Origin of the sequence: Micromonospora avicenniae (assembly GCF_900156065.1) — a bacterium.
In the GTDB taxonomy this organism is placed as follows: Bacteria; Actinomycetota; Actinomycetes; order Mycobacteriales; family Micromonosporaceae; genus Micromonospora; species Micromonospora avicenniae.
The window spans coordinates 32,756-56,761 of record NZ_FTNF01000016.1 but is presented as its reverse complement, the minus strand read 5'-3'; the positions used below and the strand labels follow the sequence as shown (position 1 = coordinate 56,761).

The window sequence follows — 24,006 nt, the reverse complement described above, 5'->3', positions numbered from 1 at the left end:
GGCGGGCTCCCGCCTGCCGTGCTCGGCCGCGTCAGGGGCGCTCCGGTACGGCCATCTCGCCGAGTTCGGACCAGTCGTCCTGCGGGACCGTCACGTTGACGATCTTCGGCGTCTCGGCGAGGTGCGGCGGCAGGGTCCGCTGTGCGGTCTGGAAGTGCGCCGACTGCACATGCGCTCCGCCGGCGTCCGCGTCCCGGAACGCCTCGACCAGGACGTACTCCGTCGGATCGTCGAGGCTGCGGGACCACTCGAACCACAGACAGCCCGCCTCGGCGCGGGTCGCACGGGTGAAGTCGTCGACGATCTCGGGCCACCGGTCGGCGTCCTCCGGCAACACCCGGAACTTCGCGGTAATGAAGATCATTTGGTTCCTTTCGGCTGATCAGTAGCCAGGATGGCGTAACACAGTGAATCCCACCAGACGCCCCGGACGAACAGGTGCTCGCGGAACCTGCCCTCCGATCGCATCCCGATCTTCTCCAGCACCCGGCGCGAGGCGGGATTGTCCGGCCGGGTGGTCGCCTGGATCCGGTGCAGCTCGGCCGTTCGGAACCCCAGTTCCACCAGGAGGGCGGCAAGTTCGGTGGCGAGCCCCTGCCCCCACCGGTCCGGATGGATGAGGTACCCGATCTCGCCGCGCCGGTGCTGGGCGTCGACGACGGCCAGCGTGCCCAGCCCCACCAACTGGCCGTCCGCGATCGCGGCGAGTTTGTAGAGTCGACGCTGCTCGCTTGTCGCATCCGCCTGCCAAGTGGGGATCGCGTCGCGGATCTCCGACGGTGACGGCGGCGCCTCGTCGAGGACCTGGTCGGCCACTCGTGCGTCGGCGAGGATCACGTGCAAGGCCTCGGCATCCGCCTCGGTCAGCTCGCGCAGCGTCAGCCGCCGACCGCTGGTCTCTACGGGAAACATCTGCCAATGATCGGCCAGCCCGGCCGACTTCGGTGCCCCCGCGACCCTCGCGCACATCGGCGAGGATCCACGACAGGTCGATACGTCCACCCGCCCGTACGTGCGCCCGCAGCCACGGGTCGACCGGTGGACCGTCCGCGCGGACCTGTGTCGCGTACTCGGTCATCGGCAGGTCCGGCCGGGTGTGCGTGCCGTTCGGACGCACCGGCGCGACCAGGCCGTGGTAACCCTGCCGCACGGTCCGTCGCTGCGAGCGGCGGCCGCACCCCCGCCCGGGAGGGCTGTGGTGGCCGGCGCCGCTCAGCTCCAGCGTCACCGGGCCACCCACAGCCGTACCCGAAGCGGGCCACCCGCCGGCCAGGTCACGGCGGACGGCCGGTCTGCTGTCCCGGACCCGGGTCGCCGGTCGTGCTACCGGGCCGTGCGGTTCTGCGTCCGGGTCGTGCGGTTCTGCGTTACGCCGCCGTGCGACGGGTCGCCGGCACGATCGGTGCGGCGGACCAGCCGGCGGGGAAGTTGGGCGTGACGGGGGCCGGGGTGTCGTCGGCGACGTCGCCCTGCGCCGCGCGCAGCGCCCGCTGGGCGTTGTTCCATGCGGTGCACGGCCAGGGCTCGCCCGCGCACAACAGGTTCTGGCAGCCCCCCTGGCCGTCGGGCTCGTGCGCGTCGGCCACCTCGAGGGCGAGCTTCCACAGCAGCGGGTCGGTCACCTCGTCAGGGCGATCTGTGACGGCATCGCTGCGGTGTGTTTCGGACATGGCTATCCCCCCTGGGATTCGTGTGCCGCCCTACCTTCACCGCTGCCTCCCCCCGGTAAACCTCGACGGCTGGGCGGCCTGAGCTGCGAGGTCTCCGTCCGGGATTGTTGCCCACGTAGCCCGATCCACCCAGCCCTGCGCGTCGACGTGTCGCAGTCGTCACGGGACGTACGCCCCAATAGCCACCTGAGATCACTGTCCGCAGTGGTGTGACCCCGTACGGTCAGCAGGTTGGCGGGTGCGCCGTCGGCCCGAGCGGGTCACGATCACGGCCGGCGGGCCACCACCGCCCCGTTGGCGCCGGGGGCGTCGAAGGGCACCGTACGGATGTCGACGAAACCGGTACTGGCGAGCCAGGCGGCGTACTCGGCTCCGGAGTAGTTCCGGCCACCCTCCGTCTCGACCAACATGTTCATCCCCATCAGCGCCGCCTCCGGCGGACCGGTGCGCTCGTCGTTCAGCAGGAGCTCGCAGATGACGATCGCCCCGCCGGGCGGCAGCGCGGCGTGGCACTTCGCCAGCAGCGCCCGGTTCGTGGGCTCGTCCCAGTCGTGCAGGATCATGCTCAGCAGGATGACGTCGTGTCCGAGCGGCAGCGCGGGGTCGGCGAGGAAGTCGCCGGCGACGGTGCTGATCCGACCGCCTAGGTCGGCGGCAGCGATCCGCTGCTCGGCGCGTACGAGGACGTGCGGCAGGTCGAGCACGGTCGCTCGCAGGTCCGGCAGGTGCCGGCACAGCTCGATCGGGAACGCCGCCGCCCCGCCTCCGACGTCGAGCAGCGCTCGGTGCGCGCCGAAGTCGTACGCGCCGGCCAGCGCGCGGGCGGTGAAGCTGGACGTGGAGTACATCGCGTCCCAGAACTGGCTGATCATCTCCGGGTCACTGGTGTCGAACATCGACTGCTGGCCCTGCGGATCCCAGGTGAGCGGTCGGTCGGTGTGCAACGCGTCGGCGATGCGATGCCACGGCAGGTAGGTGCGGAGGTCCGAGTAGCGGATCTGGCCGCCGAAGTAGTACGGGCGGCCCTCGACCAGGAACTGCTCGGCGAGCTCGGAGTTGCGGTAGCCGTCGCCCGCCCGTTCCAGCAGGCCGAGGGAGGCGCTCGCCGCCAGCAGCATGTCCGCCGGGCGCTCGGCCAGGCCGAACTCGGTGGCTGCCTGGTCGACGGTGATGGTGCGCCCATCGGCGAGCCGGGTGAAGAGGCCGAGTTCGACGCCGACGGCGAGGGTCTTGAAGCCCCACACGCCGGCGACGAGACTCATCAGAGGAGTTGGACTGATCATGAGCAAATCAGAGCATGTGCATGTATCCCGAGTGCCGCCGGGCCCGATGCGGCAGGAGCACGCGGCGACGCTCGGAATCCAGTAACGGCTCTTTCGGCGGTCCGTGACATCGTGCCGGCGTTCGCCCTGCCCACCGGGTCGTGCCGGCGTCATCGTCCAAATTGGGCGATCTGGACCACGTGCCACCGCTGCACGGCTCGAGCCGGCGCGCAACTCGAGCGCCGGCTGCCACACGTGCCCCGGTGAACAACTTCACAGGAAGTGGGCAATGGCCGCGAATGCTGCCTAGCGTCGGTCGAGTTCGCCAACGCGAACACCGCGACCGGTAACGCCAAATCCTGCCGCCGGTCGTCGGAACGTCACCCAGGCAGGAGCGGGGGACCCACCGTTTCCCGGCGCCCACCGGCGAAGCCACCGGCTTCCCGCGTCAAGGGCGCCTCGGGGTGAAGCCGCCCATTCCGCGGCCGGGCACCTCAGTCCGAACCCGACAGCTCACCTCGTCGGCGTGGAGGAAATCCATGACATCTGCGTACCACGCCCGTCACCGTGCCGTTACCGCTCGTCGCGTCGCCGTCGGCGCACTGGCCGCCGGCGCGGTCACCGGCGCCGTCGCGCTCTTCGGCGCCGCCCCCGCCCAGGCTGCGGTCAACTGGGACGCCATCGCCCAGTGCGAGTCCAGCGGCAACTGGCACATCAACACCGGCAACGGCTATTACGGCGGGCTCCAGTTCTCCCAGAGCACCTGGGAGGGGTACGGGGGCACGAAGTACGCCGCCCGTGCCGACCTCGCCACCCGTGACGAGCAGATCGCGATCGCCGAGAAGGTGCTCGACGGTCAGGGAATCGGCGCGTGGCCGACCTGCGGCAAGCAGGGCGGCTCGACGACGTCGAAGTCGACCGGCGGGTCGGAGCGCTCCTCGGGCAGCGGAACGAAGTCGACCACCCACACCCAGCGACACAGCACCTCGACCTCGACCGGCGGCACCTATGTCGTGAAGCCGGGCGACACGCTGTCGGAGATCGCCGGGACGCACCACGTGACCGGCGGCTGGCACGCCCTGTACGAGCGCAACAAGCGCGTGGTCGGCGACGACCCGGGCCTGATCTTTCCGGGACAGCGCCTCAGCCTGTGACGACTCGCGGATCGCAATCCACCGAGGGACTCTGTTGATCCGCAGGTCCGAGTCGCTGGCCGCGTACCAGCGGTAGGCGGTCGGGGCCGGTCATCCGGCCGGTCCTGACCGCCTTCGCTCATCTTCACGTCACCGCCCGCTGGACCTGGCGGGCGAGGCGGCCGGACGTTGACTTGAAGTCTGCTTCAACTTGCAGACTCGCTCCATGATCTTGACGACTGGGACGGATTCGCCCACCAGGAGGCATCCCAGGGCCGGGCATGCCGCCTACCTCGCCGGGATGTTCGTGGACGCGTTGGGGTCCGGCCTGTACCTGCCCTTCACCCTGGTCTTCGTCCAGGCGGTCACCGAGCTGCCGGTGCAGACCGTCGGACTCGGGCTCACCGTCGCCGCGTTCGCCGGGCTGGTCGCGAATCCGCTCGCCGGAGTCGCCGCGGACCGGTTCGGGGCTCGCCAGGTCCTCATCGCTTCCTACCTGCTGCGGGTCGTCGGGTTCGCCTGTTACCCGCTGGTGCACGGCTTCGCGATGTTCATCGTGATCGCGGCCGTGGTCTCGGCCGGTGACCGCAGCTTCTATCCCGCCAACAGCGCGTACGTCGCGGACCACGCCCAGGGCGCTGCCCGGGATCGGCTGTACGCCCTGGTCAGCACCGGACGCAACGTCGGTCTCGGCATCGGCGGGCTGCTCGCCGCCGGGGCGGTACAACTCGCGGACAAGGCGGGATACCAGGTGATCGCGGTTCTGAACGCCGCGAGCTTCCTGATCGCGGCTGTGTTGCTCGCGGCGACCGGGCGATCGGGTCGCGCCAACCGCCGGGCGGTGCGGCAGCGACCGCGTGACCTGTTCGCCGGGTATGGGCGGGTGTTCCGGGACCGAACGTTCCGGCGGCTGACCTTCGCCGAGCTGGCCTTCACCGGCGGGCACAGCGTGATCCCGATCGCCATCCCGCTCTACGCCACGGTGGTGCTGCACGCTCCCGCCGGCCTGCTCGGCCTGCTCTTCACCCTCAACACCATCCTCGTGGCCGCCGGTCAGCTCCCGGTGCTGCGCTGGCAACAGCGTGCTCGCCGTACCCACGCCATGGCCTTGGCCGGAATGGTCTTCGTCGCGTCGTTCGGTGCCTTCGCTCTCGCGGCGGCACTGCCGGCCGGTCCCGCCCTGACGGTTGGGCTCGTGCTCGCGGTTGTGCTGTGCACGCTCGGTGAACTGCTGCACGCCCGGCCTTCGGCATCGCTGGCCGCCGCGTTGGCGCCCGAGGCCTACCGGGGTCGGTATCTGGCCACGTACCAGCTCACCTGGGCGGTGTCAGCGGTCGCCACGCCGGGTGCGTTCGCCGGGCTCATCGCGTTCGACGCGCGGCTGCTGTGGCTGATCCTGGCCGTCGCGACCGCGGTGGCCAGCGTAGCCCTGCTCCGGCTCGCCGCGACGCTGCCGGCCACCGCGCAGCGTGCCTAGTGCAGCTCAGGCCACTGGTGAGGTTGCGGCTCTATTCGGCCAGTAGTCCCGCGAGGCTGAGTTGGTTGATGGCGGTGCCGACGTCGGCGCCGGGCACGCGGGTGAAGAGCGCGGCCACCTCGTGCGCGCGGACTCTGCGATTGCCGACAGCGGTCAGCAGCGCCTCGCAGGCGGCGGCGGTGCCGGGACCGGTCTGGCTGGTCATCGCTCGCACGGTCTCGTCCGGGGTCCAGATCTCAGGGAGCGGAACGTCGAGTTCGCCGGAAGTGTCCGTGGCGCCCCGGTACCACCGGCCGCCGTCCCACCAGAGGCAGAACGTCAACAGGCCGTTGCGGTTACGGGTGTTGAGGACGCTGTCGGTGACCCAGGCGGGTGCTCCGGCGTAGAGGTCGGGCAGGGGCCGGCCACCGTTGTAGGCGGCTTCGAGCAGCGCCGAGTTCCACTTGCCGCCGGAGAGGACCGCGCGTTCACCGGGCAGCAGGAAGAGGACCGATCCGCTGCGGCGGTCGCTCTCGTACCAGCCGTGCCCTGGGAAGATGCGTGGTCCCCAGTCCGACCTGATACCGGCGTACACCGCCGACAGCGCCGCCCACCGTCCCCAGAGGTCCGGCAGGGAGGGGAGGTCGTCCACGGCGGTGGCCGTGCGGCCGCCGGCGGCGTCGGCCGCTGCCGCGGCCGCCGCACGTTGCGGGTCGCGACCCTGTGCGGCGGGCCCGGCGACGTACCCGGCGAGCCATACCGGTACGTGCGGGCGGGGATAGGTCGCCAGGTCATTGCGGTAGTGCTCGGGCGGCATCAGTTGGCCGTCGGGAAAGGGTTCGTCGCCGTAGTCGTAGCCCACGGTCATCTCGCCGTGACTGGTCACGGTCAACAGCAGTCGCCACCACGGCCCGGCCGGCATCCGCGCGGCGACGTCTCGTTGGTGACGGACCAGCTCGCCGACCCGCGACGGGACGGGCACCGGCAGCGGCCGGTCGCCGGACCAGAACATGAGGTCGGCGATCTCGGCGGAGACGGTGAACGCGAACTCGGCCGAGAACCGCTGCCAGCCGGGCGGCCCGAGTTGGGCCAGCTGCTGCACGATCGGTTCGAGCAGCTGCGAGGCCTCCGCGGCGGTTCGGGCGTCGTCGGGTGGGTTGTCGACGACGGTGAAGCTGCTGACGGCCGGTGGATGTCCCGCTCCGGCCTGGTGGAAAGCCCGCTCGAACTCGGCCATGAACTGTGACTCGTCCGACTCGGCGCAGGCGTGCCCGTTCGCGATCTCCTGCACGGTGAACCGGTCCTGTGCGTGCTGCGGGGGGAGCGAGGAGGAAACCTCCTCGATGCGCCCGGAGTCTCCCACCAGGAACACCGATCGTCCCACCGGCATGTCGAGGAACGCCATCGGGTCGCTGTCGTCGACGGCTACCGGCGCGTAGACGCTCCAACCCGACTCGAAGCGGTCCGCCGTCAACTCGTCGGCGGGGTAGTCCAGGCCGTGAGACCGGATCCAGTTCGCCACCAACGAGATCGCTTGCGCCGCGTCCATACGTGATCCTCCCGCTGGCCGGCCCTCACAATATGTCGCCCGTCACCGTTCCGGAAGAACTCTCCGCCGGTGCCGGTGCCGGTGCGTGCGCGGTGGCGGAGGGACGCGCAGACCACTGGCCGAGGTCCGGGTGGCACGGCATGCGGGTGATCTGGGCCACGTCCCTGGTGTCCGCATGGCTGCTGGCCTCGGCCGGGCCGGGGTGACGTTCAGCCCATAATCTTGACTGATTCCAAAAAGCGAAGAAGACTGCGTGCCGTGTCCACGACTCCGGACTTCCAGCAACTGCTGCGCGGGGCCGCGTTACGCGTGACCCGTCCGCGCGTGGCGGTGCTGACCGCGGTGTACGCGCACCCGCACGCCGACACCGACTCGATCATCGGTGCCGTCCGCAGCGACCTTCCCGAGGTGTCCCACCAGACCGTGTACGACTCGCTGCACGCGCTGACGGCGACGGGTCTGGTGCGGCGGATCCAGCCGGCCGGCTCCGTGGCTCGCTACGAGTCCCGGGTCGGGGACAACCACCACCACGTCGTGTGCCGGAACTGCGGTCTGATCGCGGACGTCGACTGCGCGGTCGGCGAGGCACCCTGTCTGACCGCATCCGACGCCCCCGGCTTCTCGATCGACGAGGCCGAGGTCGTCTACTGGGGCCTGTGCCCCGACTGTTCCGCCACAGGTAACTCCTGATCCCCCTGATGAAGAAGCACGGAAGGAACCCGATGTCCGAGAACCACGACGCCGTCGTCCACGACGCGGAAGCGGGAAGCGAATCGCGCTGCCCGGTCGCGCACGGACGTGCCCCGCACCCGACCCAGGGTGGCGGCAACCGCGGCTGGTGGCCGAACCGGCTCAACCTGAAGATCCTCGCCAAGAACCCCGCCGTGGCGAACCCGCTCGGTGAGGAGTTCAACTACGCCGAGGCGTTCAAGTCCCTCGACCTGGCTGCCGTCAAGCAGGACATCGCGGAGGTGCTGACCACCTCGCAGGACTGGTGGCCGGCCGACTTCGGCCACTACGGCCCGTTCATCATCCGGATGGCGTGGCACAGCGCCGGCACCTATCGCGTCAGCGACGGCCGCGGTGGCGCCGGCGCCGGTCAGCAGCGCTTCGCGCCGCTGAACAGCTGGCCGGACAACGGCAACCTCGACAAGGCCCGCCGGCTGCTCTGGCCGGTCAAGAAGAAGTACGGCAAGAGCCTCTCGTGGGCCGACCTCATGATCCTCGCCGGCAACGTCGCTCTCGAGTCGATGGGCTTCAAGACGTTCGGCTACGCCGGTGGCCGGGTGGACGTCTGGGAGCCCGACGAGGACGTCTACTGGGGCCCCGAGACCACCTGGCTCGGCGACGAGCGCTACACCGGTGACCGGGACCTCGAGCAGCCGCTCGCCGCGGTCCAGATGGGCCTCATCTACGTCAACCCGGAGGGCCCGAACGGCAACCCCGACCCGCTGGCCTCGGCACGGGACATCCGCGAGACGTTCGCCCGGATGGGGATGAACGACGAGGAGACCGTCGCCCTGATCGCCGGTGGCCACACCTTCGGCAAGACCCACGGTGCGGGTCCGACCGACCACGTCGGTCCCGAGCCCGAGGGCGCCCCGATCGAGGAGCAGGGCCTGGGCTGGAAGAACAGCTTCGGCACCGGCAAGGGCGCGGACACCATCACCAGTGGCCTGGAGGTCACCTGGACCACGACGCCGACCAAGTGGACCACCAACTTCTTCTGGAACCTCTTCAGTTTCGAGTGGGAGCTGACCAAGAGCCCGGCCGGCGCGCACCAGTGGAAGCCGAAGCACAACGGCGGCGCCGGGACCGTCCCGGACGCCCACGACCCGTCGAAGCGGCACGCCCCGGGCATGCTGACGAGTGACATCGCGCTGCGCGTCGACCCGATCTACGAGCAGATCTCCCGGCGCTTCATGGAGAACCCGGACGAGTTCGCCGACGCGTTCGCCCGGGCGTGGTTCAAGCTGACCCACCGCGACATGGGCCCGATCGTCCGCTACCTCGGCCCGGAGGTCCCCGCCGAGACGCAGATCTGGCAGGACCCGATCCCCGCGGTGGACCACGAGCTCGTCGACGCCGAGGACGTCGCCGCCCTCAAGGCGCAGATCCTCGCCTCCAGCCTGACCGTGTCCCAGCTGGTCTCCACCGCGTGGGCGTCCGCGTCGACGTTCCGTGGCGGCGACAAGCGTGGCGGCGCCAACGGCGCACGTATCCGGCTCGAGCCGCAGCGGAACTGGGAGGTCAACAACCCCGACGAACTGGCCACGGTGCTGCGCACCCTGGAGGGCATCCAGGAGACGTTCAACGCCGCCCAGACCGGCGGGAAGAAGGTCTCGCTGGCCGACCTGATCGTCCTCGCCGGTGGCGTCGCCGTCGAGCAGGCCGCCCGTGCCGCGGGCGTGGACGTCGAGGTGCCGTTCACCCCGGGCCGTACGGACGCGTCGCAGGAGCAGACCGACGTCGAGTCGTTCGCGGCGATGGAGCCGACCGCAGACGGGTTCCGTAACTACCTGGGCAAGGGTCACCGCCTGCCGGCCGAGTTCCTCCTGATCGACAGGGCGAACCTGCTGACCCTGAGCGCGCCCGAGATGACCGTCCTCGTCGGTGGTCTCCGCGTCCTCGGTGCCAACCACGCGCAGTCGCCGGTGGGTGTCTTCACCGACAAGCCGGGTGCGCTGACCAACGATTTCTTCGTCAACCTGCTCGACCTGGGTACGACGTGGAAGGCGACGTCCGAGGACGCGAACACCTTCGAGGGTCGCGACAACGCCACCGGCGAGGTCAAGTGGACCGGTAGCCGCGCGGACCTCGTCTTCGGCTCCAACTCGGAGCTGCGGGCGGTCGCGGAGGTCTACGCCAGCGACGACGCGCGGGAGAAGTTCGCGCAGGACTTCGTGAAGGCGTGGGTCAAGGTCATGAACCTGGACCGGTTCGACCTCGTCTGATCGATCCGCGACGGCCAGGCCGGCTCCCCGTGTGGGGGCCGGCCTGGCCGCTTCTGCGTCCCGCCCGGTCCGACGGCCGCGACGACTTGTCGTCGGCGGTAGCCGCCCGGCGGTGGGAACCGCCGCCCGAGAGTGCCGCTGATCTGACACGGACGGGGCATCGCCCGCCATCCGCCGTCCATCATGGATACCCGAGGAACGGCCGGACGCATTACGCATAGAATTCGTTGACTATCTGTCTGGTCTGTCGGTCACGATTTGGCTGCCCGGGGCGGTGTCGCGGCAACCGGGCCATGTTTCCGGTCGCGGATGCTGCCCGCGGTGCACGTCGCTGCGCTCGCTTTCCCTGCCTTCGCGAGCAATCGCAATTCGCGGACACTTGTCGATCCCGGTGCCGGATTCGCCGGCGCTGTTCTCGACGTGCGGTAAGCAGCGGTTGACCTGGCAAAACTCGCCCGATCGTTCCGTGGTTTCGCGGCCAGTCGGGTTCGCGGGGCCGCCGCTGGCGGGCGCCGCCTTCCATTCGGCAACGGGCACAGTCCGTGGCCGAGAATCCATAAATGGAATTGCGCCGATGAAACAGGGCTGTTACGGACTCGACCCGAATCGAACTCATTTCCGTCGCTAGGGTTCCCCGTCAAGAGATGCCGCCGACGACCGTGTCCGGTCGTCGGCGGTCGAATTCCCAGCTCTATGAGGAGGTCGTCGCGCGTGGAGCCGATGGTCACGGAACCGCGGGCGCTACCCGCCGGCGACCCCGACGATCAGGTCGAGAACACCGCGTCAGCCGCAGCGCCGATCCGGACGCTGAGCAAGTCGCCGACCCGTATCGCCCTCGGTCGCCTCCGCCGGGACAAGGTGGCGATGATCTGCGCGATCATCTGCGCGATCTATGTCCTGATCGCGATCTTCGCGCCGGTGCTCGCCCGGCTGGAGGGGCAGAACCCGACCGACCTGCACCAGAGCCTGATCGACGAGTTCGGCTACCCCACCATCGGACCGACCGGCGAGCACTGGTTCGGGGTGGAGCCGCGACTCGGCCGCGACCTCTTCGCCCGCTGGGTCTACGGCGCCCGCCCGTCGCTGATCGTCGCCGGTGCGGTCACCGCGATCACCACCGCCGTCGGGGTGGTCGTGGGCCTGGTCGCCGGCTTCTCCGGCGGCTGGGTGGACCGGGTGCTCTCCTGGCTGATCGACCTGGTGCTCAGCCTGCCGTATCTCCTCTTCGCCATCGCGAGCTCCGCCGTGCTGGTGGCGATCTTCGGGGGCGCGGAGGGCGCCGCACCCGAGGCGGTCGCGCGGATCCGATTCATCTCGCTGATCTGTGTGCTGGCGTTCTTCGGTTGGGCCAGCCTCGCTCGCCTCGTCCGCGGCCAGGTGCTGTCGCTGCGCGAGCGGGAGTTCGTCTCCGCCGCCCGGGTGCTCGGCATCCCGACCCGGCAGGTGCTGTTCAAGGAACTGCTGCCGAACCTGGTCGCGCCGATCGTCGTCTCCGTGTCGCTGGCCCTGCCCGGGTACGTGGTCGCCGAGGCCGGCCTGACCGTGCTCGGCGCCGGCCTGATCGAACCCACTCCGTCGTGGGGCCTGACCATCTCGGCGGCCACCACCTACTACCGGGCGGACCCGCTCTACCTGTGGCTGCCCGTGCTCGGCATCACCATCCTCGTGCTCGCCCTGAGCCTGCTCGGCGATGCCGTACGCGACGCCTTCGACCCCCGGACCCGTCGATGAGGACGGCCCGGCCCGGAGGAGAAACCCGGACCCACGCACGTCTCGGGTCCGCTGACAGCAAGAAAGACAGGAGCACGTCTGTGAGGCAAGTGAAGGTGGGTCTCGCCGCCGCGGTGGCCGCCACGCTGGCGGTGTCCGGCTGCGGCAGCCCCTCGTCGAACAACGGCAGCAGCGGCGGGGGTGACTCCAAGGGCATCGAGACCCAGCAGGCCGCGCTCGACCCGACCGCCAAGGGTCCGGCGGCCGAGGTGCCCGGCGCCAAGAAGGGCGGCGTCGTCACGGTCTACTCCCAGTCGACCCCGAGCACGTTCGACCCGACCGACATCTACTACGTCGACGCCAACGCGATCGCGAAGCTGGTGATGCGCAGCCCGACGCAGTTCGCGCTGCGCAACGGCAAGCCGGTGCTGGTGCCGGACCTCACCGACCTGGGTACGGTCTCGGCGGACAAGCTGACCTGGACCTTCAAGCTGCAGCCGGGCATCAAGTACGCCGACGGCAGCGAGGTCAAGGTCGAGGACCTGGCGTACGCGATCAAGCGGTCGTTCGCGCACGACGTGTTCGCCAACGGCCCGACGTACCAGATGACCTTCTTCAAGGACGGCGACAAGTACAAGGGCCCGTACACCGACGGCGACGCCTACTCCGGCGTGGAGACCCCGGACGCCAGCACGCTGGTCATCCACCTCTCCCGGCCTTTCGCGGACCTGCCGTTCTACCTCTCCTTCCCGGCCTTCACCCCGATCCCGAAGGCCAAGGACACCAAGGAGAACTACAAGAACAACCCCCTCGCAACCGGCCCCTACCAGTTCGACACCTTCACCCCGGGCACCGAGCTGAAGCTCAAGAAGAACCCGAACTGGGACCCGGAGACCGACCCGGTGCGCCACCAGTACCCGGACGGCTTCGACTTCAAGTGGGGCGGTGAGGACCCGAAGACCCAGCAGCAGGTCCTCAACAGCGCCGGCGAAGACGCCAACGCGCTCAACTACGGCGCCGTCGACGCCTCGCTGATCCCGCAGCTGACCGGGGACAAGAAGGCCCAGCTGATCCAGGGTGACAACCCCTGCACCTACTCGGTGCAGCTGGACACCCGCAAGATCCCGCTGGAGGTGCGCAAGGCGATCGCCAAGGCGTACCCGTACGACCAGGTCAACAAGGCCGGTGGGCTGAACAGCTACAACTCCGAGCCGGCCAGCACCGTCCTGCCGCCGAGCGTGCCGGGCTACACCAAGTACGACGCGCTGCCGGACCTGAGCGGCGTCGGCCAGGGCGACCCGGCCGGGGCCAAGGCGCTGCTGGAGGCGGCCGGCAAGGTCGGCTTCGAGCTCAGCTGGTACTACGACAACACCAAGCCGATCCCGCAGCAGACCAACCAGATCCGGGTGGACGCGCTCAAGGCGGCGGGCTTCACCGTCAAGCCGATCGGTGTTCCCACCGCCGAGCTGCGCGCCAAGATCGCCGACTACGACGCCCCGGTCAACATGGGGCAGGCGCCGCAGGGCTGGTGCTCGGACTGGCCCAGCGGCAGCAGCTGGTTCCCGGTGCTCTTCCAGTCGCACAGCATCAGCGACGGCACCAGCTGGGGCATGCTCAGTGACAAGGCGCTGGACGCCAAGATCGACGAGATCAGCAACCTCCCGGTCGATCAGGCCACCGCGAAGTGGGCGGAGCTGGACAAGGAAATCATGGGCATGTATGTGGCACTGCCACGTTACTACGGCAAGCTCGCCTTCCTCGTCGGCGCCAACATCGGCGGAGCCGAGGGCGACGCCACCATGGGTGAGCCGTTCTACCCGAACCTCTACCTGAAGAACTGACCTAACTCCTCACTCCCAAATGGGCGCCGGCCGGAGCAATCCGGTTCCGGCCGGCGCCCCCCTCCATGTGGACGTCCCGGGGCGCTCGGTCTCGGCGTACCGTCCCTCGTCCTCCGCTGCGGGCCGTCGGCCCCAGCATGCTGCGACAGGAGCCTCGACGGTGCTCATCTACCTTCTGCGACGGATCGCCAGCGCGGTCTCCGTCATCGTCGTGACGCTGGTCGCCAGCTTCGGGTTGTTCTTCGTCGCGCCCACCGACCCGGCCGGCGTCATCTGCGGCCAGCGCTGCACCCCGGAGCGGTACGCCGACATCAGCGCCAGCCTCAACCTGGACGAGCCCGTCGTGCAGCAGGTCGGCGAATACCTCAAGGGCCTGGTGGCCGGGCGGACGTACCACTCGGGCGGGCTCACCATCGACTGCGACGCCCCCTGCCTCGGCTACTCGTACACCCTCGGGCAGCCGGTCACGAAGCTGATCGGGCAGGCGCTGCCGGTCACCGTCTCGATCGTGCTCGGCGGTGCGGTGGTCTACCTGGCCGTCGGCATCCTGGCCGGCGTCGTCGCGGCCCGAAGACGCGGCACCTACCTGGACCGGATCATGGTGGGCACCTCGCTCGGCATCAACGCAGTGCCCTACTTCGTGCTGGCACTGCTCGTCGCCCTCTACGCCACGTTCCTGCCGCACGCCGGATACCACCCGCTGCTGGAGAACCCGCTCACCTGGGCGGTCGGGCTGCTGGCCGCGTGGCTGACGCTGGGCGTGGCCAATGCCGCCGCGTACACCCGGTACGCCCGGGCCTCCATGATCGAAACGCTCGGTGAGGACTACATCCGCACCGCCCGCGCCAAGGGCATCAGCGAGCGCCGGGTGGTGTACCGGCACGGCCTGCGCGCCGCGGTCACCCCGATCGCCACCATCTTCGGCCTCGACCTCGCGTTCCAGTTGACCGGCGCGATCTTCACCGAGGCGATGTTCGGACTGCCCGGACTCGGTGTACTGACCCTGCGGGCGTTCAACCAGTACGACCTGCCGGTGCTCATGGCCGGTGTGCTGATCGGCTCGGTGGTGCTGGTCGCGATGAACCTGCTCGTCGACATCCTCTACACGATTCTCGACCCGCGAGTGAGGCTGGGATGACCGAACCGCAGCTGCTGGAGACGCCGGACCGCGAGCCCGGCGGCACCTCCGAGCCGGGCGTACGCAAGCCGCAGACCGTCGCCCGCACCCGCCGTCGAGGCGGCGACGACCGTTCCGCCGAGACGCCGTACCTCCAGGTGCGGGACCTCACCGTCACCTTCCCGACGGCGGACGGTCCGGTGCGGGCGGTCCAGGGTCTCAGTTACACCCTGTCGCTTGGCCGCACGCTGGCCGTGGTCGGCGAGAGCGGATCCGGAAAGAGCGTGTCGAGCATGGCCATCATGGGACTGCACGACCCCAGCAGCACCCGGATCACCGGCTCGATAAGCGTCGGCGGCCAGGAGATCGTCGGGATGTCACCGGCGCAGCTGCGCCGGCACCGGGGCGGCACCGCGGCCATGATCTTCCAGGATCCGCCGTCGTCGCTGCATCCGTACTTCACCGTCGGCGACCAGATCGTCGAGGCATACCGGGCGCACCACAAGGTGTCCAAGCGGGTCGCCCGGGACCGGGCAGTCGACCTGCTGGGCCGGGTCGGTATCCCCAACCCGCGGCGGCGCCTCGACGATCACCCGCACCAGTTCTCCGGTGGCATGCGGCAGCGCGCGATGATCGCCATGGCGTTGGTGAACGACCCGAAGCTGCTGATCGCCGACGAGCCGACCACCGCGCTGGACGTCACCGTGCAGGCGCAGATCCTCGATCTGATCATGGATCTGCAGCAGGACTTCGGTTCGGCGGTCCTGTTCATCACCCACGACCTCGGCGTGGTCGCGGAGATCGCCGACGACGTCCTGGTCATGTACGGCGGACGGGCCGTCGAGCACGGCCGGGTGGAGGCGATCCTCGGACGGCCGCAGCACCCCTACACCTGGGGACTGCTGGAGAGCATCCCGGCGGTCAGCGGTGAGCCCACCCGACTGCACCCCATCCCGGGCCTGCCACCCAGCCTGCTCGCGCTTCCCACCGGCTGTTCGTTCCACCCGCGCTGCGAGTTCGCCGGCCGGCTCGACGGCGCCTGCACGCGTGAGCTGCCCGACCTGATCTCCCGGGCGGCCGACACCACGCGGACGTCCCGCTGCCACCTGCCCGACCCGGAGCAGGTCTTCCAGACCGAGATCCTGCCCCGGCTGCCGTGAAGGGACCCGAGATGACGACGACCACCGACACCGAGACCCGTCCGACGGCGGTCGGCGAGACCGCTGCTCCGCTGCTGGAGCTGCGGGACCTCCAGATGCACTTCGCCACCCGGAGCCAGGGCTGGCTCGGTTGCCGGAGCGAACCGATCCGGGCGGTCGACGGGGTGTCGTTCCAGCTGCGTGCGGGGGAGACGCTGGGCCTGGTCGGCGAGTCCGGCTGCGGCAAGACCACCACCGGACGGATGATCACTCGCCTGCTGGAGCCCACCGGCGGGCAGCTCCTCTACCAGGGCACCGACATCACCAGACTGAAGGAGAAGGAGCTGCGCCCGTACCGGCGGGAACTGCAACTGATCTTCCAGGACCCGTACTCGTCGCTGAACCCGCGACACACGGTGGGATCGATAATCGGCGCGCCGCTGCGGGTGCACGACGTGGTGCCGAAGGGCAAGGAGCTGGACCGAGTACGGGAACTGCTGGAGGTGGTGGGTCTCAGCCCCGAGCACTACAACCGCTATCCCCACGAATTCTCCGGCGGTCAACGGCAGCGGATCGGCATCGCGCGGGCGCTGGCGGTCCAGCCCAAGGTGATCGTCGCCGACGAGCCGGTCAGCGCCCTCGACGTGTCCATTCAGGCGCAGGTGATGAACCTGCTGGAGGACCTGCGCAAAGAGTTCAACATCGCATTCGTGTTCATCGCCCACGACCTGGGTGTGGTCCGCCACTTCTGCGACCGGGTGGCGGTGATGTACCTCGGACGGGTGGCGGAGATCGCCCCCCGTGACCCGCTGTACGGCGCCCCCGCGCACCCCTACACGCAGGCGTTGCTGTCGGCGGTGCCGGACCTCGCGGTGGCGAGGGGCGGGGCGCCGAGGGAGCGGATCCGGTTGTCCGGCGACGTGCCCGGGCCGCTGGACCCGCCGACCGGTTGCCGCTTCCGCAGCCGCTGCTGGAAGGCCGAGGAGGTCTGCGCGACCACGACGCCGCCGCTGGTGGAACTGGCCGGCGGGCAGGCCGTGGCCTGCCACTTCGCCGCCGAGTCGGCGGAGCCGGTGGCCGCGTAGACCCGCCCGCGGTTCGCCGCCGCTCGGTGGGCGCGCGTCCCGGCGCCGCCCGCCGGCGGCTCAGAACTCCTCGTACTCCGCCGGGTCCTGATCCTTCAGGCGACCGTCAGGGCGGCCCAGCGCGGTGATGGCGTCGACCTCCGCGTCGGTGAGCTTGATCCCGAAGATGTCGAGGTTCTCCTGCTGCCGCTGCGACGAGGCGGCCTTGGGCAACGGAATGACCTGACGGGCCACGTGCCAGGCGAGGATGGTCTGCGCCGGGGTGACGCCGTGGGCGGCCGCGATCTCCACGATCGTCGGGTTCTCCTGCAGGTCGTTGCCCCGGCCGAGCGGGCTCCACGCCTGCACGAGGATCCCGTGGGCGCGGTGGTATTCGACGGCGTCCTGCTGCGGGAAGTACGGGTGGATCTCGATCTGGTTGACGACCGGGGCCACGCCGGTCTCGGACAGCAGCCGATCGATGTGCTCGGGCAGGAAGTTCGACAGGCCGATGTGCCGGACGAGGCCACGCTCGCGCGCCTCGATCAACGCCCGCCACGCCTCCACGTACAGGCCGACCTTCGGGTTGGGCCAGTGGATCAGGTACAGGTCGATCTGGTCGAGACCGGTGCGGTAGACGCTCTCCTCGATCGTGGTCAACGCCTCGGCGTGGCGGTGGTGCCGCCCCGGCAGCTTCGACGTGACGACCAGCTCGTCGCGGACGCCGGCGGCGCGAGCGGCCCGGCCCACCGCACCCTCGTTCTCGTAGTTCACCGCCGAGTCGATCAGCCGGTAGCCGGCTCGGATCGCCTGGCCGATCGCGTCGACCCCCTCGGCGCCGGTCAGCTTGTACGTGCCCAGCCCGATCGCCGGCAACGAGGTGCCGTCGGCGGCGGTCAGATGCGGAATCGCCATCGTTGAGGTGCCTTCCCTTCGAGCCTGGTCGACCGGCCCCGGCGGTGGCCGCCTCACCGGGCGGCCCAGGTCGTCGGTGCCGGCTCCGTGACCCTACCGCTCGCAGGTGACCTGGTCGGGCCGCAGGGACGGGACGCCGGGAACTCGGCGCTGCCCGCGCGTACCCCCGCCTCAGGCGAAGTCGCGGTGCTTCAACTTGGCTCGGCGGCCGTCCGGGTGGTGCCAGACGATGCCCTCGTACTGCGGGTGGGCCAGCAGCCAGGCCCGTAGGCCGCCCAGGTCGCGCGGCACCTCCAGCCTCTCCGCCTCGGCGTGCGCCACGAGCTCGTGCCCGGGTACGCCCTCGGGATTGCCGTTGATCTTCGGGCCGATCAGCTCGTACGTGCCGGAGCGCGGCTGTTCGCCCAGGCCGGCGAGCGCCTCGGCGTGGTACCTCGCGTACGACGACTGCCCGATCGGCTCCCAGCCCACGGTCTTGCCCGTGACCTCGTCGGTCATCACCGGCTGGTAGCCCGGCGGGCGGGTCCGGCCCGGCCGGACCTCGCGCCGTGCCCACCAGGTGCCGTCCTCATCGAGCATCACGCACGTGCCGTCGTACTTGCGCGTCGGTGTGCCCTCGCCGTCCAGGACCCACTGGCAGACGGGATTCGCCTCGGGCAGGACGCGCTTGCGGTCGTCCGGATCGCGGAGGAACAGGGTGGGGATCTTGTTCACACGAAGATGATTTCACCGGCGGCAAGCGACTTTGCCGGCGGAGATCGCGCCCTCCGCGCCGGAGCCGTGGGCACTATCGTGCCGTGGGTGGTCGACGGTTTCGTGTACGTCAAGGGTGACCCGGACGAGCCGATGGCGGGTGCGCAGGTCGGCGCACGGGCCAGGATGCCGTCCTTCGACCCGCCGTGGATCGTGGTGCACCACCGGCTCGACGCGGTGCACGCCGTGCGCTGGCCGGGCCGGCTGTTCCGGGTCAGGAGCGTCCCCGCGGTCACCGAGGAGGAACGGGCCGCCCTCGCAGACGCCGCGCAGAACCTGCGGGTGGGCGCGAGCTACAGCCGGGTCTTCGCGGTCGACGTCCTGGAGGAGTTGCGTCCCGCGGTCCTGTTCGGCCCCAACGGTGACGCGGTGGTGGATGTCCTGGAACGGGCCGACCAGCTCACCGAATCCGTTGCGAGCGACCTGGCCGTGGCGCGGCATCCCGATGCCGGCGACGCGTACCGCCGCGCGTGGGATCGCTGGTTGAGCGGGCAGCCCAACGGTGCCGTCTACCGCGACGGTGATCACGACGGAGTGCTCGCCGTGCCCGGTGCCGGCCCCGTCGGTTCCCCGATCGGGCCCGCGTTCGCCCTCGTGTGGAGGTGCGTGACAGGAAGCGCCCGGCAGCGGGGCGGATCGGCTGCGTTCACCGTCGATGAGGACGACGACGAGATCCTGCTGGAGCCGTGGAGCACAGCCGGGGTGGCCCTGATGGAGTCGGCCATGGTGCTCGGTGCGCCCGAACTGGTCGACGACGCGGATCGGGCGGTGCTCACCGCGGCCTGGCAGGCGGTTCGCCGCTCCTGAGCGCTGATCGGTCCGCGGCTGGGGGAGGGTCGCCCGTTTCCAATTGGTGCCGTGCGGGGAGGCAGGCGTGCCCGCGTCTCGAGTTCGGTGTTCGGTCACGGGAACCGGAGGCGGTCGGTATCCGTCTCAGTGGTCGATCACGAGGGGGCCGAATGGTTGTGCGGGCGGTTGGCAGTCGAGTGGCGGTCGTGCTTGTCGGGTTGGCGCTGGTCGGCTGCGCTCCCGCCCAGAAGGACCCGGCCGACGGTGTCGCGGCCGGTGATCCGGGTGGGCGGGGGAGCTGGACCTCGTGTGTCGAGGTGGCTCCGGAGATGACGACGGCCGGCTTCATGGTCACGGCCAAGGACGCGGGCGCACTGCCCCCGCTCGATGACGGCTTCAGCCCGGTCGCGCTGGTCATCTGCGGGCAGGAGACGCAGCAACGTCCCGATGGCGGTCAGGACAGGGTGCTGACGGAGCGTCGTACCGACGAGGTGGATGGGCTCGTCGCATCCCTCCGCCTACCGGACGAGCCGTTCGTTGCGGGGCCATGCACCACCGAGCTGCCAGGTGCCCCGTGGCTCGCGTTGATCGGCGCCGATGGCCGGTGGACGCGCCCTGGAATGCCTCTTGACCGGTGCGGCAAGCTCCGGCCCGAGGTGAAGGGAGCGCTCGCCGCGCTGCCGCTGAGTACCGTCTCGACGCGGACGGTTGCCGAGCTGGTGTCGGCCGAAGCTGCCAAGGCGGGTTGCAGCCAGGACTGGAAGGACATGATCGCGGTGGAGACGGCGATGAACCCCAGCTCACCGCGCAAGGCTCTGCCGGAGCCGTTTCCCGCCGGTCGTCAGATCCGCCTCTGCGTCTACGAGTTGCTGAAGAGCGATCCGGGCACGGGCAACTTCGTGCACGGGACGGTGCTGTCGCCGGAGCGCCGAACGGCGATCGGGCAGGCGCTGCGGGATGCGGGGCCGGTGGCGGCGTGCACTGAGCAGGCCAGCCGCTTCGCGTTGCTCTGGCCCACCAGTGGTGAGGACCCGCAGACGTACGTGGAACTCGACGGCTGCCACCGGATCATGGTCGTCGGCGGAGTGCTTCCCCCGGGCCGCACGGTGATGGCGCAGGGCGATGCCGCTCTGGCGGGGCTGATCGACAAACGGTGACCGTCAGGCCTCCGGCACCGGTGCCGGAGGCCGTGCCTGACCGGCTCGCACTTTCGGTGACCTGGGTGATCTCCCTGTGCGGCCGCCGAGGCGACGGGCGTCGGCCCGCGGATCGTGCTGGTCAGCGGGGAGGCCGGTGCCGGTAAGACCGACCTGCTCGCTCGCTGCCGGGACGAGTTGGCCACCCAGGGTTGGCTGGTCGCGGTTGTCCGCTGTCCCGAGGTCGAGGGCGCCACCGTCACCGGCCGGTTGCGTCCCGACGACTATGCCCGGCAGCCCGAGCCGCCCGAGGTGGACGATCACCTCGGGCGGCTCCGGTTGGCGGGACCTGACGGCTCCGTGTCAGCTGCGCGAGCGCGGCAGGCAGCACTTCTTGTACTTCAGGCCCGAGCCGCACCAGCAGGCGTCGTTGCGCTCCGGCGGCCACGGGATCCGCGCGTCGGGCCGCGTCGACAGCTCACCCGCGTACCCGGCCCGGGTCCGCTGATCCGTCGGTTCGCCGCCCTGCCGGCCGGCGTAGCCGGTCAGCCCGGCCACCGACGCGCGCAGTACGTGCAGCCCGAGGCCGCCGGCGTCGGCCTGCCGTACGAGCGCCTTCTCCAGCCGGGCCCGGTGCTCGTCCCAGTTCGCCCCGTAAGTCTCGGCGAGAGTGGCCTGCTCACCGAGCAGGCGGTCGAACTCGGCCTGCGGGAAGAAGAGCAGGTCGGTCTCCCCGGTCTGCTGGGCGCGGCGGACGAGCTGCGCCTCCAGCCGGTCGGCGAGGTCGTCGTTGCGGTCGTGCGGCAGGTTCAGGTTGCGGCGTACCCGGTGGCGCTGCTGCAGCAGGAAGAACGTCACGCCCGGGGTCTCGGGCGGGCCGACCTCCACCACGGGTTCGGTGGCCGTGATCGCCTCGGCGGCCTTGGCGCGCTGGCCGAGCAGGCTGTCGAGGGCTTCGCTCAGCCACTCCTCGGAGGTCTTCGCGCGGCCGCCGGTCTCCAGCGCGGCGCTGACGTACGCGGGGGCGTCGGGCTGCTCGGTGAGGAGCGGGCGCAGGGCGGTGAGTTCGGCCATCGCCTCGTCCTCACGGCCTCCGGTGCGGAACAGGATCCGCGCGCGCACCGCCCGGGCGATGCCTGCACGCGGGTCGTCCGCGGACGGGTACGCCTCGACGGCCCGGTCGGCGTAGCGCAGCGCGGCGTCGAGCCGCGACCGGATCTCGGCGATCTCCGCGGCGAGGGTCAGCGCCTCCCCGGCGCTGTCGGGTTCCGCCAGCCGGCCCTGCTCCACCGCGTCGGCCAGGTCGGCGGCCACTCCGAGCGGGTCGGCCGCCCCGAGCGCGGTGCGGCGGATCTCGGCGAGGTCGGCGGTTGTGATCACGTCTTTCGGCACGATCTCACGGTACGTCCGGAACGGCCGCAACCGCCGCATGATCACCTGTTACGCCGCTCTCACGAAGGTGGACGAGAGCCGGATCGTGCCACCGGCTCGCCAGGGCGCATTCCGACACCAGAGGACGGATGGGGCGCGCTGCCGGTTGCAGTGACGCCGCGACCGGCCGGTCGGCGTTCAGCTCTCGAGGATCAGGCCGGACTGCGCGGCCAGCAGCGCCAACCGGATCCGGTTCCCCGCACCCGTCTTGGCCAGCAGGCTCGTCACGTGGGTCTTCACCGTGGTCACCCCGAGGTGCAGCCGATCGGCGATCTCCCGGTTGGAGAGCCCCGCTCCGACGCAGGCGAGTACGTCCCGCTCCCGCGCCGTCAGGGTCGCCGGCAGCGACGGGGCCGGCGCCTCGCCCAGCCGCGCCCGGACCGCCTGGTCGACCAGGCGACGCAACACCGCCGGGCTGAACGGGGTGTCGCCGGCCGCTGCCTGACGTATCGCGGCCAGCAGCTCGTCCGGGGAGGCGTCCTTGACCAGGAAACCGCAGGCGCCGGCGGCGAGCGCGGGGAACAGGTGATCGTCGTCGTCGAAGGTGGTCAGCACCACCACCCGCACGGCGGGCCGGTTCGCGAGGATCCGCGCCGTGGCGGCGGTTCCGTCCACGAGCGGCATCCGCAGGTCCATCAGCACCACGTCGGGGGTGACCTGCTCGGCCAGCCGGATCGCCTGCTGCCCGTTCTCCGCCTCCCCGACCACCGTCAGATCCGGCGCCGAGTCGCAGAGCATACGCAGGCCCGCCCGGACCAACCGCTGGTCGTCGACGAGCAGCACCCGGATCATCGGCCGGCCCCCGCCGGCAGGACGGTCCGCAACCGCCACCCGGAACCATCCGGTCCGGCGACGAGGCTGCCGCCGAGCAGTTCGACCCGCTCCCGCATCCCGGTCAGCCCGTGCCCGGCCTCGACCACCGCCGGCCATGCCTCGGGGCGTCGTGGGCCCCGCCGGGACCCGCCGCCGTCCACGTCCCGGCGACCGCCGACGTCCGTGCCACCTTCGCCTCCGTCGTCGCTGACCTCCCAGTGCACGTCCCCGTCGCGCATCCGCACGCACACCCGCGCCCGCGCCGCCGGCCCGGCGTGCCTGGCCACATTGGCCAGCCCCTCCTGCGTCAATCGCAGCACCGCCAACCCACGTACGGTGTCCAACGTCGCCACCTCCGGGTCGATCGTCGCCTCCACCGTCAGGCCGGTCTTCACGGCCCGGTCCACCGTCTCCGCCAGAGCCTCGGGCAGGGCGCCCGGCTCGATCGGCACGTAACCCGAACCGTCAGCCAGCAGGGCGGGATTCCGCAGCACCGCCACCAGCCGCCGCAGGTCCGTCAGCGCGGTTTTGCCGCTGGCGTGCAGGTCGTCGAAGACCTCGCCGACCCGTGAGTCGGTGTCGCGCAGGACGTGTCGGGCCACGCCGACCCGCAGCACCATCGACGCGACGTGGTGCGCCACGAGGTCGTGCAGTTCGCGGGCGATGGCGGCGCGTTCATCGGTCCGGGCGGCGCGCGCCTCGACCGCTACCCGCTGCTCGGCCTGCCGGGCGAGTTCCCGGCCGGCCCGGATGTTCAGACCCAGCAGCAGCGGCACCCCCACCACGGTCGCCACGCCGTACAGCCACTTCGGCAGGCCCCACGGCAGCTCGTTCAGCGAGTCGGCGACATAACCGACGAGCAGGGCCCCGGTGCCGACGGCCACCTGCCGCATCGGCACCCGCAGGGTCAGCTCAAGGACCGCCCAGGTGGCACCCACCTGCGGCACGATCGGCTCGGCCTGACCGAACCAACCCGCGAGGGCGAACACCAGCGCCGCGCTGAGCGCGCCCGGGAACGGCCACCGCACGCCGACCGGACACAACGCGAGAGCGGCCGCCGCGAACGCCCAGTCGACAGGGGCGTAGGGCTCGGCGGCAACCGGGCGCAGCAGCAGGTAACCGACGCCGCTCAGGAACAGCAGGGTCAGTCGCAGCCACGCGTACCGGTCGTCGAACAACCGCGACACCCAGCGTGTGACCACCATGTCAGCGTAGGCCCGCCGATCCGGCGGTGGCGACACGGCCGGACCGGACCGACCTGGCGGCTGCGACCG

Annotated in this window: 21 protein-coding genes and 1 riboswitch; of the genes, 11 read left to right on the top strand and 10 right to left on the bottom strand. The window is 70.6% G+C overall.

Annotation, left to right across the window (positions count from 1 at the left end; genetic code table 11):
- Window positions 1-31: 31 nt before the first annotated feature.
- From BXA10_RS22320 to BXA10_RS22305, 4 genes are all read right to left on the bottom strand, one after another.
- Window positions 32-364: a putative quinol monooxygenase gene (locus BXA10_RS22320; protein WP_076472764.1), complete on the bottom strand. Its 333-nt coding sequence runs from the start codon at window positions 362-364 to the stop codon at window positions 32-34.
- The gene (locus tag BXA10_RS22315) at window positions 361-912 is read right to left on the bottom strand and encodes a GNAT family N-acetyltransferase (RefSeq protein ID WP_076472825.1); all 552 of its coding nucleotides are present in this window, start codon (window positions 910-912) and stop codon (window positions 361-363) included. Before BXA10_RS22315 ends, BXA10_RS22320 begins: the two co-directional genes overlap by 4 nt.
- A gap of 455 nt (window positions 913-1,367) precedes the next feature.
- Entirely contained in the window at window positions 1,368-1,670 is a 303-nt protein-coding gene (locus BXA10_RS22310) for a hypothetical protein (protein ID WP_076472763.1), read from the bottom strand.
- 266 nt (window positions 1,671-1,936) lie between these two features.
- The gene (locus BXA10_RS22305) at window positions 1,937-2,953 is read right to left on the bottom strand and encodes a methyltransferase (protein ID WP_076472762.1); all 1,017 of its coding nucleotides are present in this window, start codon (window positions 2,951-2,953) and stop codon (window positions 1,937-1,939) included.
- A gap of 319 nt (window positions 2,954-3,272) precedes the next feature.
- A riboswitch (cyclic di-AMP (ydaO/yuaA leader) is annotated at window positions 3,273-3,473 on the top strand.
- On the opposite strand from BXA10_RS22305, the gene BXA10_RS22300 reads away from it, so the two are divergent.
- Complete coding sequence (locus BXA10_RS22300; RefSeq protein WP_076472761.1) at window positions 3,472-4,086, top strand: LysM peptidoglycan-binding domain-containing protein; 615 nt, start codon at window positions 3,472-3,474, stop codon at window positions 4,084-4,086. Its footprint overlaps the riboswitch before it by 2 nt.
- Window positions 4,087-4,291: 205 nt before the next feature.
- Complete coding sequence (locus tag BXA10_RS22295; RefSeq protein ID WP_084753149.1) at window positions 4,292-5,542, top strand: MFS transporter; 1,251 nt, start codon at window positions 4,292-4,294, stop codon at window positions 5,540-5,542.
- A gap of 31 nt (window positions 5,543-5,573) precedes the next feature.
- Here the strand turns inward: BXA10_RS22295 and BXA10_RS31905 are convergent, their stop codons facing one another.
- Entirely contained in the window at window positions 5,574-7,070 is a 1,497-nt protein-coding gene (locus BXA10_RS31905) for a hypothetical protein (protein ID WP_076472760.1), read from the bottom strand.
- 258 nt (window positions 7,071-7,328) lie between these two features.
- Here BXA10_RS31905 and BXA10_RS22285 point away from each other — a divergent pair, with 258 nt between their 5' ends.
- From BXA10_RS22285 to BXA10_RS22255, 7 genes are all read left to right on the top strand, one after another.
- Window positions 7,329-7,760 (top strand): Fur family transcriptional regulator, encoded by a 432-nt coding sequence (locus BXA10_RS22285; protein ID WP_076472759.1) that lies wholly within the window; start codon window positions 7,329-7,331, stop codon window positions 7,758-7,760.
- Window positions 7,761-7,792: 32 nt separating this feature from the next.
- The gene (gene katG, locus BXA10_RS22280; protein WP_076472758.1) at window positions 7,793-10,024 is read left to right on the top strand and encodes a catalase/peroxidase HPI; all 2,232 of its coding nucleotides are present in this window, start codon (window positions 7,793-7,795) and stop codon (window positions 10,022-10,024) included.
- Window positions 10,025-10,744: 720 nt separating this feature from the next.
- Window positions 10,745-11,755 (top strand): ABC transporter permease, encoded by a 1,011-nt coding sequence (locus BXA10_RS22275; RefSeq protein ID WP_076472823.1) that lies wholly within the window; start codon window positions 10,745-10,747, stop codon window positions 11,753-11,755.
- A gap of 80 nt (window positions 11,756-11,835) precedes the next feature.
- Window positions 11,836-13,575 (top strand): ABC transporter substrate-binding protein, encoded by a 1,740-nt coding sequence (locus BXA10_RS22270; RefSeq protein WP_217696824.1) that lies wholly within the window; start codon window positions 11,836-11,838, stop codon window positions 13,573-13,575.
- 160 nt (window positions 13,576-13,735) lie between these two features.
- Complete coding sequence (locus BXA10_RS22265) at window positions 13,736-14,713, top strand: ABC transporter permease (protein WP_076472756.1); 978 nt, start codon at window positions 13,736-13,738, stop codon at window positions 14,711-14,713.
- A complete protein-coding gene (locus BXA10_RS22260; protein ID WP_084753144.1) occupies window positions 14,710-15,852 on the top strand; it encodes an ABC transporter ATP-binding protein in 1,143 nt (380 codons plus the stop codon). Before BXA10_RS22265 ends, BXA10_RS22260 begins: the two co-directional genes overlap by 4 nt.
- 11 nt (window positions 15,853-15,863) lie before the next feature.
- A complete protein-coding gene (locus BXA10_RS22255; protein WP_076472821.1) occupies window positions 15,864-16,916 on the top strand; it encodes an ABC transporter ATP-binding protein in 1,053 nt (350 codons plus the stop codon).
- Window positions 16,917-16,976: 60 nt separating this feature from the next.
- Here the strand turns inward: BXA10_RS22255 and BXA10_RS22250 are convergent, their stop codons facing one another.
- Window positions 16,977-17,810: an aldo/keto reductase gene (locus BXA10_RS22250; RefSeq protein ID WP_076472755.1), complete on the bottom strand. Its 834-nt coding sequence runs from the start codon at window positions 17,808-17,810 to the stop codon at window positions 16,977-16,979.
- 171 nt (window positions 17,811-17,981) lie between these two features.
- Window positions 17,982-18,524, bottom strand: a complete 543-nt coding sequence (locus tag BXA10_RS22245) for an RNA ligase 1 family protein (RefSeq protein WP_076472754.1) — start codon at window positions 18,522-18,524, stop codon at window positions 17,982-17,984.
- A gap of 87 nt (window positions 18,525-18,611) precedes the next feature.
- Here BXA10_RS22245 and BXA10_RS22240 point away from each other — a divergent pair, with 87 nt between their 5' ends.
- Window positions 18,612-19,370: a hypothetical protein gene (locus BXA10_RS22240; protein WP_139338084.1), complete on the top strand. Its 759-nt coding sequence runs from the start codon at window positions 18,612-18,614 to the stop codon at window positions 19,368-19,370.
- Window positions 19,371-19,558: 188 nt separating this feature from the next.
- Window positions 19,559-20,509, top strand: a complete 951-nt coding sequence (locus BXA10_RS22235; protein WP_139338083.1) for a hypothetical protein — start codon at window positions 19,559-19,561, stop codon at window positions 20,507-20,509.
- A 342-nt stretch (window positions 20,510-20,851) separates the two neighbouring features.
- Here the strand turns inward: BXA10_RS22235 and BXA10_RS22230 are convergent, their stop codons facing one another.
- The 3 genes from BXA10_RS22230 to BXA10_RS22220 form a co-directional block, all read right to left on the bottom strand.
- Window positions 20,852-21,880: an SEC-C metal-binding domain-containing protein gene (locus BXA10_RS22230; RefSeq protein WP_245828369.1), complete on the bottom strand. Its 1,029-nt coding sequence runs from the start codon at window positions 21,878-21,880 to the stop codon at window positions 20,852-20,854.
- A 177-nt stretch (window positions 21,881-22,057) separates the two neighbouring features.
- Window positions 22,058-22,711, bottom strand: coding sequence for a response regulator (locus BXA10_RS22225; RefSeq protein ID WP_076472819.1), 654 nt, complete (start codon window positions 22,709-22,711; stop codon window positions 22,058-22,060).
- The gene (locus BXA10_RS22220) at window positions 22,708-23,934 is read right to left on the bottom strand and encodes a sensor histidine kinase (RefSeq protein ID WP_245828367.1); all 1,227 of its coding nucleotides are present in this window, start codon (window positions 23,932-23,934) and stop codon (window positions 22,708-22,710) included. The genes BXA10_RS22225 and BXA10_RS22220 overlap by 4 nt, the downstream gene beginning before the upstream one ends.
- Window positions 23,935-24,006: the final 72 nt, after the last annotated feature.